Genomic DNA, 17,899 nt, shown 5'->3' with positions numbered 1-17,899 from the left:
ACAGAAGGCTCGCAAGCACGCAGAAGGGCGGCCCCCGCCGAAGCGAGGAGCCGCCCTCTCGTGCGCGCTGACGTCAGCTGACGTCCGTGCGGATCAGTAGTAGTAGATGCCTGCCGAGGCGAGCCACGGCTTCGGGTCCATCAGCGTGCCCCAGTACTTCAGCTCGAAGTGCAGGTGGCAGCCGGTGGACGAACCGGTGGTGCCGGCGTAGGCGAGCACGTCTCCCGCGTTCACGGTCTGGCCGACGTAGACGTTGATGCCGCCGTCCATGATGTGCGAGTAGGAGACCTCGGTGCCGTTGCCGAAGTCGAGCACGACGTGGTTGCCGAAGCCGCCGTTGTAGCCGGCGTACGTGATCGTGCCGCTGTGCACCGCGTAGAGCGGGGCGCCGCACGTGCCGCCGTTGACCCCGAGGTCGAGGCCGTTGTGCATGCGGTAGGTGCCGAAGATCGGGTGCAGGCGCATGCCGTACTCATCGGTGACGACGCCACTGCTGATCGGGCCGTAGTAGCCGGCGAGGACACCGTTCGGGGTCTCGGGCGTCGTCGGTGGGACGACCTCCGGCTCCGGCTCGGGTTCCGGCTCGAGCTCGACGTCAGGCTTCTGCGGCTCTTCCGGGAGTATCTCGATGTCGGGCTTCGTGGGCTCCGGCTCGGGAGCCGCCGTGGGCGCTGCCGTCGGCTGTGGCTCAGCGGGGGTCGAGGGTTCCGGTGCAGCTGTCGGCTCCGGTGCCGTCGTCGGCTGCGGGGTGACCGGTTCCTGGCTCGGTGCCGGGGCCGGGGACTCGGCGGGCGTGGTCGGCTGCTGGGGCGTGACCGGAGCAGTCGGGTCGGCCGTCGCCGTCGGCGGGGTCGATGGCTGGCGCGGGGGCGTGACCTGCTGCGGCGGGCGCAGCGTCTCGGGCGCGACGGAGGTGTCGGTCGGGTCGGCAGGCGCGAGCGGCGCGTTCACTGCCGGAGCCTCGCTGGAGATGTCCGGCTTCGGCGGGGCCTGCACGCCGGCGGCCTCAGCCTCGGCGACGGCCTGCGCGTAGGCCTCTTCCTGGTACGCGGCGGCCGCCTCGGCACGCTCGCGGTTGGTCTGCGCGACCTGCTCCTGACGCAGCTTCTCACCGGCCGCGTAGTCGGTGGCGGTGACATCGCGCTTCTCCTTGAGCGGAGCGAGCATGGCCTGGAGGTCGGCCTTCTTGCTGTCAGCGAGGTACTTCTCGTTCTGGAGGACGACCTGCTCGGCCTGCGCCGTGTCGAACTTCGTCTTCGCCTCGGACTCGAGCTTCGCCAACTCGTCGTGCGCGGTGGTCGCCTGCGTTCCGAGCACGTCCGCTGTGTTCTTCTCGGTCACGGCCTGGTTGTAGATGCCGTCGGTCTGCTCGGAGAGCTTGCTGATGGTGCCGAGCTGGTAGAGGAGCGTGTCGGCGTCGCCGGGGTTGAGGAAGAGCGCCAGCTTGGGGTCGCCCGCGCCTCGCGTACTCATGGCGGCGGCGAGCTGGCCCGCCTTCTCACGAGAGGTCGATGCCTTCTCTTCGGCAGCATCGGCCTGGTCCTGCAGGATGGTGACCTCGGCGAACTTCTCGCTCGACGCGGTCTGCGCCTTGCCGTGCTCTTCGCCTGCGGTCTTCGCCTGCGCGGCGGCTGCGGTGACCTTCGCGTCGAGGTCTGCGATCTGCTGCTCGATCTCGCTGATGAGCGCTTCCTGGCGGTCGACGTTGCCCTCTGCGGCGACGACGTCCTCCCAGGTCGCGTAGCCGTCATCGGCAGCGAAAGCTGGGCCGGCTGCGAGCGCAAACGCGGCGAGGACTGCTGCGGATGCCGCACCGACGAGCGGTGTGCGCCAGCGGTTGCGAAGTCGCAGGGGCTTCGGGCTCCTGGTGGCGGGCATGCGCTCTCCTCGTGATGAATCTTGGGTGCGGAACGAGGCGGACGCCTCTGCGGCAACGCGAGACCGCATCTACCACTGCAGCCACTCGTTTCACACCAACAACACGAGAAACAGTAACAAGTTTGTCAACATCTGCCTAGCGCGTCACAGAGACCCGGGTGACAAATCACGTACCGGGTCGCCGTCTGCACCGGGATTCCGCGCATCTCGGGGAACATCCGGTCACGACGAAGCCTGCGCTCGCCACCACCTGAGCACTCCACGACACGCCGAAGAGGCACCGATGCGGCACCCGATTTGCCGCGAAGGAAAAACGCCCCTATGCTTTTCTCTCGGTAGTCAAGTCAGCTACAAGCACTCGGCCCCATCGTTTAGCGGCCTAGGACGGCGCCCTTTCACGGCGTTAACACGGGTTCGAATCCCGTTGGGGTCACGGTCGTGACAACACCAGGTGCTGAGATGCTGTACATTGAACTGTCGCAATCGAATACGGATGAATCAGCCCCGGCTGAGACACCACAGTAAGGCCCTGTAGCGCAGTTGGTTAGCGCGCCGCCCTGTCACGGCGGAGGTCGCGGGTTCAAGTCCCGTCAGGGTCGCCAAGCATCTTGCCCTCTTCTCGAAGAGGGCAATTTGCAACGGTGACGAACATCAGTGCGTCGCCACGAGGCCTCGGCCTCCGGCTCTGTAGCTCAGTTGGTAGAGCGCACGACTGAAAATCGTGAGGTCACGGGATCGACGCCCGTCGGAGCCACTGAAACCCCGCCTAGCTTCTACATGGCGGGGTTTCTTTATGTCTGCGCAGGCGCCAGGCGGTAGACGCGCCGCGCCCGCCCCGCGGTGAAGCCGGCCCGCACGTAGCGCTCGAGCAGTGCATCCGTCGCCGCCGCCGCGACCAGCACGGAACCGGCAGGCGCGTGCTCGATGAGGCGCCTCGCGAGCATGACTGCCGTCAGCCGCGTGCCAGGATGCTGCGCGAGGGCCGCGACCATCCACCGATCCCCTTTCGGGGTCTCAGGACCGGACGCCGACAGCGTCGTCCCACCCGGCTGCACCAGCGCGATCACGGCACCCGCGAGCAGCACGGCGTAGACGGAGAAGCCGAGCAGCAGCACGGTCGTGGCGTCGAAGACCAGGATGCAGGCCACCCAGAGCACGAACGCCGCGATCGTCACGAGCGCGACGACAAACCCGTCGAGGATGGGCCTCCGGCGCTCGAACAGCACGGTTCCCGTGCGCGTCCTGTCGAGGTAGAGGCCACCCCGCAGGGTCATCGGCAGGATCGAGAACGCGTAGATCGGCACCGACAGCACCGCCAACGGGAGGTTCGGCGTGGACGCGCGGGCCGAGATCCACGCGGCACGCGGCAGATCCCGGACGGTCGACGGACGGGGGCGCGCTTGAGCGGAATGTGGGGGCATCCCGATCAGGCTAGCGGGGTGCCGTCAACGGCCCGCTGCAGCACATCCGTCAGCCAGATGCAGGTTCTTCGCGAGACGAGGGTGCGTCTCGCTCACTTCCGTGCGGGTGGGGACGGAAGCAGGGGCAGGAGAACAGCGACGCGTCAGGCCGTGACGTTGACCGTGATCTCGTGGTGGCCGGTCGCGCCGTCTGGGACGACGTTGGCGCGCGCATCCGTCTGCACCTCGCCGTCGCTCGACGTGGCGCGGACCTTCACGGAGTGCTCGCCCGCCGGGGCATCCCAGTCGAGCTTCCACTGCAGCCACGTGTCGTCCGAGATGGGGGCCGCGAGCTCCGTCGGCATCCACTCGCCGTCATCGATCTGCACCTCCACCGCTTCGATGCCGGTGTGCTGCTGCCACGCGAAGCCGGCGATCGTCGTGGGGCCCGCGTTGAGGCTGCCGCCGCTTGGCACGTCGATGCGGGAGCCGATCTTGATCGGGCCCTCCGCGCTCCAGCCGCGGTCGGTCCAGTACGCGTTGACGCGGTCGAAGCGCGTCACCTCGAGGTCGACGACCCACTTCGTCGCCGAGACGTACCCGTAGAGGCCTGGCACGACCATCCGCACGGGGAATCCGTGTTCGGCTGGCAGGGTCTCGCCGTTCATGCCGACCGCGAGGATCGCGTTGCGGTCGTCGGTGAGAGCGCCGATGGGGGTGCTCGCCGTCCAGCCGTCGACGGACTTCGAGAGCACCATGTCGGCGTCGGCCTGTGGTCTAGCGCGCTTCAGCAGCTCGCGCAGCGGGTAGCCGAGCCAGAGGGCGTTGCCGATGAGGCCGCCGCCGACCTCGTTCGACACGCACATGAGGGTCGTGATGCTCTCTTCGAGCGGCAGGGCGAGGAGCTCGTCCCAGGTGATCGTGACCTCGTTGTCGACGAGGCCGTGGATGCGCAGCGACCAGCCCTCCGGGTTCACGAGCGGCACGCTCAGCGCGGTGTCGATGCGGTAGAAGTCCTCGTTGGGCGTGACGACCGGTGGGAGACCGGGGATCTCGAACTGGGCTCCGGCGGGAACCGCCGCGGCGCGCACGGCCGCCTGCGGCAGCGCGATCGCCTCACGCACCGCCGTGACGGCGCGGGTCCCGGCAGAGAGTGCGGCACCGGATGCCGCGGCGATGGCACCGACGATGACGGAGGCACCGGTGTAGATCAGGAAGCGGCGGCGATCGACTCCGGCGGGCGTCGTGTCCCCGCGAACGTCGAGGTCTTCATCCCAGTCGGACGCGGCGGCACGGCCCGTCGCTCCGACCGCGGAGCTCCGCGTCGCCGCGACGGCCGCCTCGCGGGACCGCTGACGCGCGCGCTGCTCAGCACCGTCGAGGGTCTTGGCGAGGAACTGCAGCGTCAGCACGGCGACGACCATCGCGAGCAGCGGAGGCACCGTGTCGAGCGGAGAGAAGGGAGTGCGGGTGGCGACAGCGACGGCGCCGATGGCGGCGATGAGTCCGAGGACGACCCGACCCCACGGCGGGCGCCGCAACTCGAGCACCCCGGCGACCGCGGCGAGGAGGACGAGCACCACCGCGACGAGCGCGATCAGCGCGATCTTGTCCGCGGTTCCGAACAGGGCGATCGCGGTGTCCTTCGCCCACGGCGGGGCGAGGTCGATGAGCAGCGCGCCCACCGCGACGATGGGGCTCGCGGTGGTCTGCAGGAACGCAGCCGTGAGCTCTCCGAGGCCGACGCCGAGGGCCGCCGCGCCGATCCCGGCGAGGCCCGCCGGAACGGACTCGCGGAGGCGACGACGGCGCGTTCTCACCTGTTCGGGACTGGTTTCGAGGGACATGGCGGACACGCTACGCGCGCGAAACCCGGCCGGGCTGAGTGTGGGCGGATGGTGTGCATCCCCTGTGAATAGTGACCAGAGGCGGGCCCCAGGGGCCGCCTGCACGAGACCGGCTCGGGTGCGGTCACCCACCGCGCCTGGCAGACTGGGGGCTTTGCGCCGCGTCACCCGGCGCACGTGCATCCGGCGCCGTTCCGACCCCGGCGCCCGAGAAGGGCCGGTTTGTCAGCGCTCAACGTCCTCGCCAATCTGCTTCGGGGCGCGCTCATCGGCGTGACCGAGATCATCCCCGGCGTGAGCGGTGGAACCATCGCGCTGCTGATCGGCGTCTACGAGACCCTCATCGATTCGGCCGGCCACCTCGTGCGGGGTGTCGTCCGCGCCGTCGCCGACACGCTGCGCCGACGAGGCCTGAACCGGGCTCGCGAGCACTTCGCGCAGGTGAGGTGGGGCATGGTGCTCCCGATCGGCATCGGGATGCTCGTCGCGATCGTCGTCGGGGCTCGCCTCGTCGCCCCGCTCATCGAGGCGCACCCCATCCCCTCGCGGGCGCTCTTCGCGGGACTCATCGCCGTCTCCCTCATCGTCCCCGCACGCATGCTCGGCGCCCGCTGGCAGCTGCGGGACTACGCCATCGCGGTGCCCGCCGCGGTCCTGAGCTTCGTGCTCACGGGGCTCCCCTCGGCCAACGACGCCGACCCCTCCGCGCTCGCCATCTTCGTCTCCGCCGCCGTCGCCGTCTGCGCGCTGGTCCTGCCCGGTGTCTCCGGCTCCTTCGTGCTCGTCACGACCGGCATGTACGAGCCGACGCTGCGGGCCCTCAACTCGCTCGACCTCGGGTACGTCGCCATCTTCGCCGTCGGCGCCATCACGGGCCTCGCCCTCTTCGTCCAGGTGCTGCTGTGGCTGCTCTCCAAGCACCGCCGCGTGACGCTGGCCCTCATGACGGGCCTCATGGCGGGCTCGCTCCGCGCCCTCTGGCCCTGGCAGACCGAGGACCGCGAACTGCTCTGGGCTTCCGGGGACGTCGTCGGCCCCGTGCTCTGGTTCCTCCTCGGTGCCGCGATCGTCGCCGCCCTCCTCATCGCCGAGGGCCTGCTCGTGCGCCGCGCGCTCCGTCGCGCTCCCGAAGCGCACGCGTAGCTCGCGCCGGGCGTCCGGGCGCGATTTCACAGGCCAGCCCGCGCGATGTCGGAGGTGCTCGGTAGCATGAGACGCGCATCCACTCGACAGCAGGGAAGTGCCCGATGAGCCTCGTTCCAACGGACCCGTACGCCTCGCAGCCCGACGACGGCCAATCGCGATCGTCGCAGGCGAACGGCGCACCATCCTCCCCCGCCGCCGGCTGGTACCCCGACCCGACAGGACGACAGCGCTACTGGGACGGCGCGCAGTGGGGCCAGTACGCGCCAGCGCAGTCGCAGGCAACCGGGGCTCCCATGCTCTACCAGCAGACCGTCGTGGTCAGCGGAGGCAAGGAGGTCGGCATCACCTACGTGCTCGCGATCTTCCTCGGCGGGCTCGGCATCCACAACTTCTATCTGGGGCGCACCGGCATCGCCATCACGCAGCTCGTCCTGTACCTCGTCGGAATCGCCACCTCGTGGCTCGGCATCGGGCTCCTGCTCATGTTCGGCGTCGCGATCTGGGTCATCGTCGAGCTCTTCCTCATCCCGCAGTTCGTGCGCGAAGCCAACGCTCGCCTCGCCGGGGCAGGCGCGTACGCGGCGAACCAGGGCTACGGTCCGGCCGGCGGCGGCAGATCGTACCCGGGTCAGTACTAGCGCACGTCCGGCGCCGGTCCCGGCTCAGCTGAGCGAGAAAGCCCGGTCGCCCCAGGCGGTACGGAGGTCCGCGTCGAGGTCGTCGACGACCCGATCTGCATGGTCGATGACGAGGGTCGAGCGGGCCGCCCCAAACGCGGGCCACGGCACCGCGCCCGGCAAGCCCCCGTCGGTGGGCCGCCCCTCGCGCGCGAACGACGTCCAGAGGGCGAGCATCCGGTCAGACACCTCCCCGGCTTGCCTTCGCCCGCCGAGTTTGTACGCCAGTCCACGAGGGTCAGTGTCGAGGTTGCCCCAGACGAGCGAAAGCTCGGACGCATGCGTCGCGCCGAGTCGGAGCACTCTCAACAGCGGTGTCGAGAAGTCGAATCTGTAGAGGAACGTGGGGGCGATCCGCGAGTGGCCCTCAGCTATCCACGCCGTCGGCATCCGGAAGGCCACATCCCTCACCACGCCGAGGCCCACAAGCCGTTGCCGGACGCCCTCATAGGCCTCCAGGATGTGCTCGCGATCCGGCATCTCGACGGTGGGGTTCTCGGCGGCGATGGAGGTGATCATGGTCGTCAGCGCTTGCTCACCGACCGGAAGCAGTGGTGAGTTCGAGGCCTTGAAGAACGTCGCCTCATCACGATTCGTTCCGATGATGAGCGGAACAGGCAGCCCTCGGCCCTCGCTGAGCACCGTCACTGGATGCTCCGGAACCAGATCTCCGTCGACGACAGGCGCGAACGCAAGCGTCCCTGGAAACTCGGTCGGGATCTCAGCGAACAGCTCGGCCGAGGTCTCGATGATGCTCGAGACCGGGAGCGCACGCAGCGCGGCAGCATCGTCGATGCCCAGCTTGGCGACGAATCGCTCGGCCACGATCTTCGCTCGTGCAAGGCCGTACATGCTCGTCGCCGGTGAACTCTCGACGATCGCCGCGGAGAGCAGTCCCCGCGCTGACGGCGTCGCGAGCAACGTCGAGACGATGCCTGCACCAGCTGACTCCCCGAAGACCGTCACCCGTTCGGGGTCACCTCCGAACGCGCCGATGTTCGTCTGCACCCACTCGAGCGCGCAGAGAACATCCCGCATCGCGAGGTTCGAATCGAACGCCTGCGCTGCTCCCTCGAGCGTCGAGAGCTCGAGGAATCCGAGACCGCCGAGACGGTAGCCGAGCGACACGACGATCAGGTCGCCGCGCTCCGCCAGCGCCGCCCCGTCGTAGATCGGCTCCGAGGTTCCTCCGATCACGTACGCGCCGCCGTGTACCCACACCATGACGGCCCGCGGGGCCGCACCAGGTTCACCGGCCGCCGTTGGGCGCCACACGTTCACGAACAGGCAGTCCTCATCCGTCATCGCTCGCTCCCCCATGTCGACAGCCTTCATGCGAAGCTGCGGGGCGATCGGCGGAAGGGCTCGCGCGTCCCGCACTCCCGCCCACGACTCCACGGGCACCGGGGCACGCCAGCGGCGATCACCTGTTGGCGCCTGCGCATAGCGGACACCGAGCCAGCGCTCGGTGCGTCCGTCTGAAGTCCCGCGAAGCGTTCCGTCTCGCGTTTCGACGAGCGGATCCGAGACGGAGAGGCCTCGGGGGGTCGTGTTCGGTCCAGCGGCTGAGTCCATGAGCTGCTCCGGCGTTCGGGAGGGACGAGTGGAGTGCCAGCTTCCCACCGCACACGCCAGCTGCGGCGTGCCGCGGAGCCGGCCGACTCGTGCGCGTCACGTCACGGGATGGACGCGTCCCGCCAGCCGAGCGGGACTACTCGAACATGCCCTCGATGGGGCCCCGGGCGAAGTAGATGAGGAAGCCGACCGCCACGATCCACAGCAGCGGAGACACCTTGCGGGCCTTGCCCGTGAGGGTCTGCACGAGCACCCACGAGATGAAGCCGGCGCCGATGCCGTTCGCGATGGAGTAGGTGAGCGGCATGATGACGATCGTCAAGAACACGGGGAGCGCGACGGAGAAGTCGTCCCACTTCAGCTCGCGCACCTGAGACACCATGAGCACACCGACGACGACCAGCGCCGCGGCGGCCACCTCGAGCGGCACGATCTGCGTCAACGGGGTGAAGAACATCGCGAGCAGGAACATGACGCCCGTCACGACGCTCGCGAGGCCAGTGCGGGCCCCCTCGCCGACTCCGGCCGCAGAGTCGACGAAGATCGTGTTCGACGAGCTCGACGTCGCGCCACCCGCGACGGCGCCGATGCCCTCGACGACCAGCGACGATTTGAGGCGAGGGAAGTTGCCCTGCTTGTCCTGCAGGCCCGCTTCGCGCGTGAGACCCGTCAGGGAGCCGACCGCGTCGAAGAAGTTCGTGAACACGAGCGTGAAGACGAGCATCACGCCCGCCAGGACGCCGATGCGCTCGAACGCGCCGAAATCGAACGCGCCGATCAGGCCCAGGTCCGGGACCGAGACGATCTGCGTCGGCAGCACCGGCACGTTGAGCGACCATCCGCCCTCGTTCTCGAACGCCGGGCCGAGCTTCATGATCGCCTCGACCACAACCGCGACGACCGTCGTGCCGACGATTCCGATGAGCAGCGCGCCCTTCACGCGGCGCGCCATGAGCACGCCCATCACGATGAGCCCCACCACGAAGATGAGCGTCGGCACCGTAGTGACCGAGCCGCCGACACCCAGCTGGACGGGCGGCGACGCGTTCCCCGAGGATGTGACGAAGCCCGCATCCACGAGCCCGATGAAGGCCAGGAACAGGCCGATGCCCACCGTGATCGCCGTCTTCAGCTGCGGCGGCACGGCGTGGAAGATCATCTCGCGCAGACGGGTCGCCGAGAGCACCACGATGACCAGGCCGTTGATGACGACGAGCCCCATCGCCTCAGCCCACGTCACCTGCTGCACGACGTTGACGGCCAGGAAGGAGTTGATGCCGAGCCCCGCTGCGAGACCGAACGGCAGGTTCGCGATGACACCGAAGAGGATCGTCATCACACCCGCCGTGAGCCCCGTGACCGCCGCCACCTGCGAGGCCTGCAGCCAACCGCCCTCCACGTCGAGCGTGGCCTGGTCCTGCGAGAAGCCGCCGAGGATGAGCGGGTTCAGGATGACGATGTACGCCATCGTCATGAACGTGACGAGCCCGCCGCGGATCTCCCGCGGCACGCTCGAGCCCCGATGCGTGATCTCGAAGAACGTGTCGATGCGCTCCTTGAACGTCGAGCCGCTGCCGCGTCTCGTCGGCGCGACCATCGTCGCGCGGGCCGGAGCCGCCGCGTGACCGAGGTCGCCAGCTCCCGCCTGCTCGTGATCGCCTGCGGACTCGTGGCTGTCGCTCATGCGGCTCCCCTGATCGTGCTGCTCGCGTTAACAGGGACAAGCGTAGTCAGCGCGCGAGACCCGCGAGGCGCGCACCGAACGCAGCGACCGACCCCGCCGCGACCCCGGGCGCGCCGACCCTCACCCGATCCCCTAATCTCGTAGAGGTCACGCGCCGCTCCCCCGCGCAGGCCCAACCCCGCCGAACGACCTGGAAGCGAGACCACCGTGGCACTGCCCTGGAAACTGCACGGAGACGGCAAGAACGTCCCCGCGAGCGACATCGTGCTCCCCGAGGAGCGGCTCACCTGGCCGCGCACCATCGGCCTCGGCGCGCAGCACGTCGTCGCGATGTTCGGAGCGACATTCCTGGTGCCGCTGCTCACCGGCTTCCCGCCATCGACGACGCTGCTGTTCTCCGGCATCGGCACGATGCTGTTCCTCCTCATCACCCGCAACCGGGTGCCCAGCTACCTCGGCTCATCGTTCGCGTTCATCGCGCCGATCCTCGCCGCCGTCGCATCCGACGGGCAGGGCGTCGCCCTCGCCGGCATCATCGTCGTCGGCGCGCTCCTCGCCGTCGTCGGCCTCATCGTGAACCTCGCGGGCACGCGCTGGATCAACCTGCTCATGCCGCCCGTCGTGGCAGGAACGATCGTCGCCCTCATCGGCTTCAACCTCGCACCCGCCGCGAAGAACAACTTCGAAGCCTCCCCGATCGTCGCCTCCATCACGCTGCTGACGGTCATCGTCGTCGCCGTCGCCTTCAAGGGCATGATCGGTCGCCTGTCGATCCTCATCGGCGTGGTCGTCGGCTACATCGTCGCCGCGTTCATGGGCCAGGTCGACCTCGCCGGGCTCGACGAGGCCGCGTGGATCGGGCTCCCCACGTTCACGGCCCCCGTCTTCGCCGCCGAGCACCTCCTCGTCTACCTCATGTTCGTGCCCGTCGTGCTCGCGCTCATCGCCGAGAACGTCGGTCACGTGAAGGGCGTCGGCCAGCTCACGAACCGCAACCTCGACCCCATGGCCGGCCGCGCGCTGCTCGCGGACGGCCTCGCGACCGTGCTCTCCGGCTTCGGCGGCGGCTCCCCCACGACCACGTACGGCGAGAACATCGGCGTCATGTCGGCAACCCGCGTCTACTCGACGGCCGCATACTGGGTCGCGGCGATCGCCGCCATCCTCCTCGCCCTCTCCCCCAAGGTGGGCGTGCTCATCGCGAGCGTCCCCGGCGGTGTGCTCGGCGGCATCACCACCGCCCTGTACGGCCTGATCGGCATCATCGGCGTGCGCATCTGGCTCGAGAACAAGGTCGACTTCTCGTCACCGACCAACCAGTTCACGGCGGGCGTCGGCCTCATCGTCGCGATCGGCGACTTCACCATCAACAGCGGTCAGGTCACGTTCGGCGGCATCGTCCTCGGCACCGTGGCGACGCTCGTCGTCTACCACCTCATGAGCGGCATCGCCCGGCTCCGTGGCTCCGACGCCGACGACGCTGGTGACGACCTCGTCGCCGGCGCCGACGGGGCAGCGGATGCGGAGCGCACAACGCGCTAGCCGCATCCCTCGCTACGCCCACCCCTCAACTCTGCCGAAAGCGGACTTGTGGTCGTCAAACCTCGAGTTTGACGACCACAAGTCCGCTTTCGACGTTCGGGAGAGGAGGGAGGGAGGGAGAGTGAGGAGGGCTAGGAGGGCTAGGAGGGCTAGGAGAGGGCCAGCTCGAGGGCGTCAAGCCATGCGCCCCAGTGGGCTTTCCACAGCTCGATCTCGTCGACCACCTGCAGCTTCTCGTGCGCGATCGCGAGCTTCGTGCGCCCGTTCGGTGCAGCGTCGAACGTGAACAGGAGCCCACCGAACGGCTGCGCGTCGCGAGCGATGAGCACCTTGTAGGTCTTCGACGCGACCTTGGAGCGGAACTCCGTCTCGAAGCCGAGCAGCGCACCCCGGGCCGCGTCGTCGGCGATCAGCGCCCTGAGCACCTCGCGGTCGACGGGCAGCGTTCGCGAGCGGTTCGCCGTGAACGTGCCGTCCGGCATCTGCCCCGCGAGACGCCGGCCCGTCATGCGCTCGAAGCTGACCGCGATGCCCTGGCTCCACCAGCCGTTCTGCGCCGAGTTCGCCATGACCCACTCGACGATGCGCGGATGCGCCGCGTCGCGCCCCACACCCGCGTCGATCGCGTCGATCCAGTCGTCCCATCCCTGCCCGGTCTGCGCGCGGATCGCCGCGTCGGAGTGCATCGGCGGCGCCACCCACTCGTGCCGGGACGCCTCGCCGATGCTCTCGGCGGCACCCGAGGTCGGCTCGGGCGCTGGGTGTGTGGGTGCCGGGGTGGATGCTCCGGTGGATGCGGCAGCACCCGCATTCTCGCTCGACTCGGCGCGTGCATCCGCCCCGCCACCGAGCAGCTCGGCACGTCGCGCGAGCGTCTCCTGGAGCCGCGCTCGCGTCTTCGCGCCGACGGCCTCTGGAATCTCCGCTTGTGGTCTCACGTCGCATCCCCTCGTCCTTGGCCACACTACTCAGCGCAGCCCCGCCCCGGCCGCAGACCCCTCAGCCACTCAGGCCCTTCCCCACCCCAGCAGACATGTGCGGCAAGACGCGCGGGACAGCTCACGGAGACCCGCCACCGGCTTGGCGACCGCATTCGGATAACTGTCCACAGCCAATTTGGCAGCGCTACTGGTAGCGCTGCCATTTTTGGGCTAGTGTCACGAAGCAAGCTGGCGAACAGCCCCGGATCTCGGTCAGAGGCCCTCCACCCCACTCACGCCGCCAGCAGCATCCGCCAGATTTCAAAGGAGAAATCATGCACACTCGTCGACCCAAATCGCGCTTCAGGATGGGCACAGCACTCGTCGCCACGGCCTCCGCCGTGGTCCTCCTCGCCGGATGCACGAGCGCACCGGCAGAAGGTGGCGGCGGTTCCGCAGGAGGCGAGGACGGCAAGTTCGTCATCGGCTTCCAGCAGCCCCTCGGCGGCCAGGCCTGGCGCGAGATGGGCCTCGCCTCCCTCCAGGCGCTCGCGAACTCCCCCGAGTACATCGACAAGGTCGAGCTCAAGATCGTGCGCACCGACGACAACGACGCGGCCCAGCAGAACGCCGCCATGCAGAACCTCATCGCCGACGGCGTCGACCTCATCCTCTTCGACCCGGCCTCCTCCAGCGGCGCGGACCCCGCCATCGCGCAGGCGACCGCGCAGGGCATCCCCGTGATCGCCAACGGCGGGCCCTACGAGAGCGAGGACGTCTACACCGTCTCCACCGACTGGGCGAGCGCCGGCACCATCGGCGCCGAATGGCTGCTCGAGAACCTCACCGACAACAAGGACGTCGCGGTGCTCGAGGGCCTCGCCGGTGTGCCCCTCAACGAGGGCTCCATGCCGGGCGTCATCGACGCGCTCGAGGCCGGCGGCGCATCCGTCGTCGCCCAGGACACCAACGGCTGGAACGAGGCCACGGCGCAGGAGTCGATGGCCAACATCCTCCGCTCCAACCCGGACATCGGCGGCGTCTACTCCTTCCTCACGGGAGGCCAGGGCGTGGCCGAGGCCTACAAGGCCGCCGGCATCCCCTTCGTCCCCACCGTCGGCGGCTCCGGCTACAACGGCGAGGCCTGCGCCCTCGTCAAGTACGCCCCGGAAGGCTTCACGGGCAACATGATCTTCGGCCAGCCGTCGATCTACGCGAAGGGCCTCGAGCAGGCCGTCCTGCTCCTCGAAGGCCAGGAGATCGAACGCGAGCAGTTCTTCCCGCCGCTCGAGATCACCACTGAGAACGCCGCCGACTACTGCCTCGAAGATCGCCCCGCGAACTTCCAGCTCGGCTACGACTTCCCCGGCCTCGACCTGAAGCTCGAGGACGTCATGGAGTACTACTCCGGGTCCTAGGGCACCGCGGCAGCCCTCACCAGCAGGGCTGCCGCGAGCTCTCACTCGAATCGATCAGCGAGGACACATCGAGTCATGAATGCAAGTGAAGTGGGCGCCGCGGACGCCGCCGCGGCGCCCGGGCAGGCGGAAGCCACCCGGCCGGCACGCACCGGGAACGCGGGGTCGGGCGAGGCGCTCCTCGTCGCGACCGACCTGGTGAAGAGCTACGGCCCGGTCAAGGCCGTGCAGGGGGTGAGCTTCGTCTGCCACCCCGGCGAGGTGCTCGCCCTCGTGGGCGAGAACGGCGCGGGAAAGAGCACCGTCGCGAAGATGCTGGCGGGCGCGGTCACCCCCACGTCCGGCACCATCACGGTCGAGGATGCGCCGCTCGCCTCAGGGAGCGTGCGACTGTCGCGTCGTTCCGGCGTGCGCTGCGCGTTCCAGGAGCTGGCCCTGGTGCCCGAATGGACCGTCGCCGAGAACCTGAGCCTCCCGGACGGGGCACCGCTGCGCGGCTTCTCGCAGAAGAAGGCAATCAGCGCGGCGAGCGCCCTGCTCGATTCGCTCGACCTCCCCCAGATCGACCCTCGGGCGCTCGTCTCCGACCTGTCGCTCGCCAACCGGCAGCTCGTCGAGATCGCGCGGGCCTTCGCCGGCGAGCCGAAGCTGCTCATCCTCGACGAAGCGTCATCCGCCCTCACCCCTCCCGGTGTCGAGTGGCTGTTCACCCGCATCCGCGAGCTCACCGCACGCGGCGGCAGCGTCATCTACGTGTCGCACCGACTCGGGGAGATCGCCGAGATCGCCGACCGCGGCATCGTGCTGCGCGACGGCGGCCTCGCCGGAGAGTTCTCTCGCGGCTCCTGGACCGACGACGAGCTCATCTCGCTCATGGCCGGCCGCAAGGCCGAGCGGTTCTTCCCCGACCCGCCCGCCCGGACCCGCGAGGGCGACGTCCTCGACGTGGAAGGGCTGCGAGCCGAAGGCGTGCACGGCATCTCGCTCACCATCGGCGCGGGCGAGATCGTCGGCATCGGCGGTCTCGCGGGGCACGGGCAGGCTGAGCTGCTGCGCGCGCTGTTCGGCGCATCCGCCGCCACGGCAGACTCGTGGACGATCGACGGCGACTCCGTCACCCGCCTCACGCCCGTCCGCGGCGTGCGCCGCGGCCTCGGCTACGTGCCGGAAGACCGCAAGAAGGAAGGGCTCGCGCTCGAGCTCGGCGTCGGAGAGAACCTCCTCGCGCCCTGGTTCAAGGCCTGGCAGCTCGGCGGCAAGCCACGTCTCGCCCGCGAGCGCGGCTGGCTCGACGGCGTGCTCGCCGCCCTCTCCGTGCGAACGCGCGGCCCCCTCGAAGCGGCCGGCTCGCTCTCCGGCGGCAACCAGCAGAAGCTCGTCTTCGGCAGGTGGATGAACCGCTCCCGGTCCGTCATCCTGCTGCACGACCCCACGCGCGGCATCGACGTGCGTGCCAAGCAGGAGCTGTACGGCGCGATCGTCGACCTCGCGAAGCAGGGCGTCGGCGTCCTCTGGTTCTCCACCGAGGTCGAGGAGCTCGTGCACGTGTGCCACCGGGTGCTCGTGCTCTACAACGGGCAGATCACCGACGAGCTCGCCGGTGAGCGACTGACCGCGGATGCCATCGTCGGCGCCGCTGTCGGCGTGACGGGCAGCATCCAGACCGTCTCGGCCGCCGAGCTCGAGGAAGCGGCGAGCGAAGCCGCGAAGACGCCAACGCGCGGCAGGGCAGCGCGCGAGAAGACATCGAGGAGCAGCAGATGACCGCCACCGTCACCCCTCCACCGGCGCAGCCGGCCACCCGGGCCGTCGCGCGCCGACAGGGACTCGTCAGGCTGCGACGCGAGGGCGCGTTCGCCCCCGCCGCGGCGTTCGTCGTGTTCCTGGTCGTCTACCTCATCATCAACCCGGAGCTGCTCACGCGCTTCCAGCTGCAGACGGCCGCGAACCTCGTCGTGCCGCTCGCGTTCGTCGCGCTCGGCCAGCTGCTCATCGTGCTCGTCGGCGGCATCGACATCTCCATCGGCGCCATCATGAGCCTCTCCAACGTGGTCTTCGCGGCCCAGACCGAGGTCGTGCCCATCCCCATCGCCGTGCTCCTCGGCCTCGCGACCGGCCTCGCCTGCGGCCTCTTCAACGGATTCCTCGTCTCCTACGGGGGACTCCCCGCCATCGCGGTGACGCTGGCGAGCGCCTTCATCTTCGGCTCGCTCGCCCGCGAGGTCATGGACAGGCCAGGCGGCAACATCACCACCGAGTTCCACCTTGCGACGAGCGGCGAGGCCATCCCCTTCGTGCCCGTCGCCCTCGTCTGGCTGACCATCATCGCCGTGCTGCTCTGGTTCGTCCTGCAGCGCAGCGCCCTCGGCAGGCACATCTACGGCGTCGGATCGAACATGGACAGCATCCGCGCCGCGGGCCTCAACGCCCGCCTCACGAAGCTCGCCGCCTTCGGCATCGCCGGCGTGCTCACCGCCACGGGCGCCATCATGCTCGCCGGCTCCACCATGACCGGCGACCCGCGAAGCGGCGACCCCTACCTGCTCTCCTCGATCGCCGCCGTCGCCCTCGCCGGCGCCAGCTTCACGGGCGGACGAGGCAGCATCATCGGCACCATCCTCGCCGGCATCACCCTCGGCCTCATCGGCAACCTGCTCTTCTTCGCAGGCATCAACTCGTACTGGCAGTACGTCATCTCGGCGCTCATCATCGTCTCGGTCGTGGGCATCCCCGTCGTCTGGCGAAAGCTGTCGTTCGCTCGGAAGGGAGCACGGTCATGACCGCAACAGTTCCGGCCGCAGTCGGCAATGCCGGGACGGCAGGCGAGGGAGCCCCCGCCCCCGGCGACCACGAGGTCGAGTACGCGCCGTCCAAGTCGCTGCTCGCGCGAGTCCCCCGCAGCGTGTGGCCGCTGGTCGCATTCCTCGTGCTGTTCCTCATCGGCGGCATCATCCGCCCGAACCTCATCACGATCGAGTCGCTCATCGGCACGGCGACCTTCGCGATCATCCTCTCCATCGCCTCGTTCGGGCAGACGTTCGCCGTCATCCAGGCCGGCATCGACCTGTCCGTCCCCAACACGATCGCGTTCTCCGCGCTGTCGTTCCTCGCCATGGTCGGCCCCCTCGGCCCGTTCGGCGCGTTCCTCGGCGCGCTCCTCGCAGGCGCCGTCATCGGACTCCTCAACGGGCTCGTCATCGCGAAGCTCGGCCTCACCCCCATCGTCACGACGATCGCCATGAACGGCCTCCTGTTCGGCGTGATCCTGCTGCAGTTCAACTTCTCCGAGCTGACGCAGATCCCCGACTTCATCACGGCGATCACCTCCGCGCAGATCAGCGTCCTCGGACTCTCCATGGCCGCGGTCCTCCCCCTCGGACTCGTGCTCATGGTCGTGCTGCAGCTCGTCCTCAGCTACACCGGATGGGGACGCTCCCTCTTCCTCGTCGGTGCGGCCCCCGAGACGGCGAGGCTCGCAGGCCTCCCCGTCGACCGCATCCGCATCACCGGGTACGTCATCTCGGGCATGCTCGCCGCCTTCGCCGGCATGGTCATCGTCGGCTACTTCCAGCAGGCGTCCGCGACCATGGGCGACAGCTACCTGCTCTCCTCCGTCGCCGCAGTCGTCGTGGGTGGAGCGTCCATCTTCGGCGGCCGAGGATCGGTGGTCGGCACGGTCGGCGGCGCGCTCGTGCTCGGCCAGGTCGCGACGCTCGTCACCGTCCTCAACCTGGGCTCCAACGTGCAGCAGCTCATCTACGGCGCCATCATCCTCGTCGTGATCTCCCTCTACGGGCGCAAGCGCGGCTAGC

13 protein-coding genes and 3 tRNA genes are annotated in these 17,899 nt (G+C 69.2%); 10 read left to right on the top strand and 6 right to left on the bottom strand.

What is annotated here, in order from left to right:
• Positions 1-93: 93 nt before the first annotated feature.
• Complete coding sequence (locus C5E07_RS01810) at positions 94-1,878, bottom strand: peptidoglycan DD-metalloendopeptidase family protein (RefSeq protein WP_104240266.1); 1,785 nt, start codon at positions 1,876-1,878, stop codon at positions 94-96.
• Between the two features lie 360 nt (positions 1,879-2,238).
• Between C5E07_RS01810 and C5E07_RS01805 the strand changes: the two genes are divergently transcribed.
• The 3 genes from C5E07_RS01805 to C5E07_RS01795 all read left to right on the top strand — a co-directional run bounded on the left by C5E07_RS01805 (position 2,239) and on the right by C5E07_RS01795 (position 2,632).
• Positions 2,239-2,311, top strand: a tRNA-Glu gene (locus C5E07_RS01805).
• A 92-nt stretch (positions 2,312-2,403) separates the two neighbouring features.
• Positions 2,404-2,480: transfer RNA gene (locus C5E07_RS01800), tRNA-Asp, on the top strand.
• 79 nt (positions 2,481-2,559) lie between these two features.
• Positions 2,560-2,632, top strand: a tRNA-Phe gene (locus C5E07_RS01795).
• Between the two features lie 37 nt (positions 2,633-2,669).
• Here the strand turns inward: C5E07_RS01795 and C5E07_RS01790 are convergent.
• Together C5E07_RS01790 and C5E07_RS01785 are read right to left on the bottom strand one after the other, a co-directional pair.
• The gene (locus tag C5E07_RS01790; protein WP_146080466.1) at positions 2,670-3,299 is read right to left on the bottom strand and encodes a hypothetical protein; all 630 of its coding nucleotides are present in this window, start codon (positions 3,297-3,299) and stop codon (positions 2,670-2,672) included.
• Positions 3,300-3,442: 143 nt separating this feature from the next.
• Positions 3,443-5,125 (bottom strand): molybdopterin-dependent oxidoreductase, encoded by a 1,683-nt coding sequence (locus tag C5E07_RS01785; protein WP_104298189.1) that lies wholly within the window; start codon positions 5,123-5,125, stop codon positions 3,443-3,445.
• A gap of 222 nt (positions 5,126-5,347) precedes the next feature.
• Between C5E07_RS01785 and C5E07_RS01780 the strand changes: the two genes are divergently transcribed.
• Together C5E07_RS01780 and C5E07_RS01775 are read left to right on the top strand one after the other, a co-directional pair.
• The gene (locus tag C5E07_RS01780) at positions 5,348-6,268 is read left to right on the top strand and encodes a DUF368 domain-containing protein (protein WP_104298188.1); all 921 of its coding nucleotides are present in this window, start codon (positions 5,348-5,350) and stop codon (positions 6,266-6,268) included.
• Between the two features lie 104 nt (positions 6,269-6,372).
• Complete coding sequence (locus C5E07_RS01775; protein ID WP_104298187.1) at positions 6,373-6,909, top strand: NINE protein; 537 nt, start codon at positions 6,373-6,375, stop codon at positions 6,907-6,909.
• A 24-nt stretch (positions 6,910-6,933) separates the two neighbouring features.
• Here C5E07_RS01775 and C5E07_RS01770 read toward each other — a convergent pair whose 3' ends face one another.
• Positions 6,934-8,523: a carboxylesterase/lipase family protein gene (locus C5E07_RS01770; protein ID WP_104298186.1), complete on the bottom strand. Its 1,590-nt coding sequence runs from the start codon at positions 8,521-8,523 to the stop codon at positions 6,934-6,936.
• A gap of 136 nt (positions 8,524-8,659) precedes the next feature.
• A complete protein-coding gene (locus tag C5E07_RS01765) occupies positions 8,660-10,120 on the bottom strand; it encodes an NCS2 family permease (protein WP_104240336.1) in 1,461 nt (486 codons plus the stop codon).
• 294 nt (positions 10,121-10,414) lie between these two features.
• On the opposite strand from C5E07_RS01765, the gene C5E07_RS01760 reads away from it, so the two are divergent.
• Complete coding sequence (locus C5E07_RS01760; protein WP_104240255.1) at positions 10,415-11,749, top strand: uracil-xanthine permease family protein; 1,335 nt, start codon at positions 10,415-10,417, stop codon at positions 11,747-11,749.
• 149 nt (positions 11,750-11,898) lie between these two features.
• Here C5E07_RS01760 and C5E07_RS01755 read toward each other — a convergent pair whose 3' ends face one another.
• Positions 11,899-12,687: a hypothetical protein gene (locus C5E07_RS01755; protein ID WP_104298185.1), complete on the bottom strand. Its 789-nt coding sequence runs from the start codon at positions 12,685-12,687 to the stop codon at positions 11,899-11,901.
• A gap of 317 nt (positions 12,688-13,004) precedes the next feature.
• Between C5E07_RS01755 and C5E07_RS01750 the strand changes: the two genes are divergently transcribed.
• From C5E07_RS01750 to C5E07_RS01735, 4 genes are all read left to right on the top strand, one after another.
• On the top strand, positions 13,005-14,087 hold the full coding sequence (locus C5E07_RS01750) for a substrate-binding domain-containing protein (protein WP_104298184.1): 1,083 nt from the start codon (positions 13,005-13,007) through the stop codon (positions 14,085-14,087).
• A 75-nt stretch (positions 14,088-14,162) separates the two neighbouring features.
• Complete coding sequence (locus C5E07_RS01745; protein ID WP_104298183.1) at positions 14,163-15,851, top strand: sugar ABC transporter ATP-binding protein; 1,689 nt, start codon at positions 14,163-14,165, stop codon at positions 15,849-15,851.
• Positions 15,848-16,867 (top strand): ABC transporter permease, encoded by a 1,020-nt coding sequence (locus C5E07_RS01740; protein WP_104298182.1) that lies wholly within the window; start codon positions 15,848-15,850, stop codon positions 16,865-16,867. Before C5E07_RS01745 ends, C5E07_RS01740 begins: the two co-directional genes overlap by 4 nt.
• On the top strand, positions 16,864-17,898 hold the full coding sequence (locus C5E07_RS01735) for an ABC transporter permease (protein ID WP_104298181.1): 1,035 nt from the start codon (positions 16,864-16,866) through the stop codon (positions 17,896-17,898). Before C5E07_RS01740 ends, C5E07_RS01735 begins: the two co-directional genes overlap by 4 nt.
• Position 17,899: the final 1 nt, after the last annotated feature.

It is taken from the genome of Pseudoclavibacter sp. RFBJ3 (genome assembly GCF_002931375.1).
Classification (GTDB): Bacteria; Actinomycetota; Actinomycetes; order Actinomycetales; family Microbacteriaceae; genus Pseudoclavibacter.
This window is presented reverse-complemented; position numbering and strand designations above follow the sequence as displayed.

What these genes read in the sequence shown, in the direction of transcription:
- C5E07_RS01810 (WP_104240266.1), bottom strand. Translation starts at nt 1,878, where the DNA reads ATGCCCGCCACCAGGAGCCCGAAGCCCCTGCGACTTCGCAACCGCTGG.
- C5E07_RS01790 (WP_146080466.1), bottom strand. Translation starts at nt 3,299, where the DNA reads ATGCCCCCACATTCCGCTCAAGCGCGCCCCCGTCCGTCGACCGTCCGG.
- C5E07_RS01785 (WP_104298189.1), bottom strand. Translation starts at nt 5,125, where the DNA reads ATGTCCCTCGAAACCAGTCCCGAACAGGTGAGAACGCGCCGTCGTCGC.
- C5E07_RS01775 (WP_104298187.1), top strand. Translation starts at nt 6,373, where the DNA reads ATGAGCCTCGTTCCAACGGACCCGTACGCCTCGCAGCCCGACGACGGC.
- C5E07_RS01770 (WP_104298186.1), bottom strand. Translation starts at nt 8,523, where the DNA reads ATGGACTCAGCCGCTGGACCGAACACGACCCCCCGAGGCCTCTCCGTC.
- C5E07_RS01765 (WP_104240336.1), bottom strand. Translation starts at nt 10,120, where the DNA reads ATGGTCGCGCCGACGAGACGCGGCAGCGGCTCGACGTTCAAGGAGCGC.
- C5E07_RS01750 (WP_104298184.1), top strand. Translation starts at nt 13,005, where the DNA reads ATGCACACTCGTCGACCCAAATCGCGCTTCAGGATGGGCACAGCACTC.
- C5E07_RS01745 (WP_104298183.1), top strand. Translation starts at nt 14,163, where the DNA reads ATGAATGCAAGTGAAGTGGGCGCCGCGGACGCCGCCGCGGCGCCCGGG.
- C5E07_RS01740 (WP_104298182.1), top strand. Translation starts at nt 15,848, where the DNA reads ATGACCGCCACCGTCACCCCTCCACCGGCGCAGCCGGCCACCCGGGCC.
- C5E07_RS01735 (WP_104298181.1), top strand. Translation starts at nt 16,864, where the DNA reads ATGACCGCAACAGTTCCGGCCGCAGTCGGCAATGCCGGGACGGCAGGC.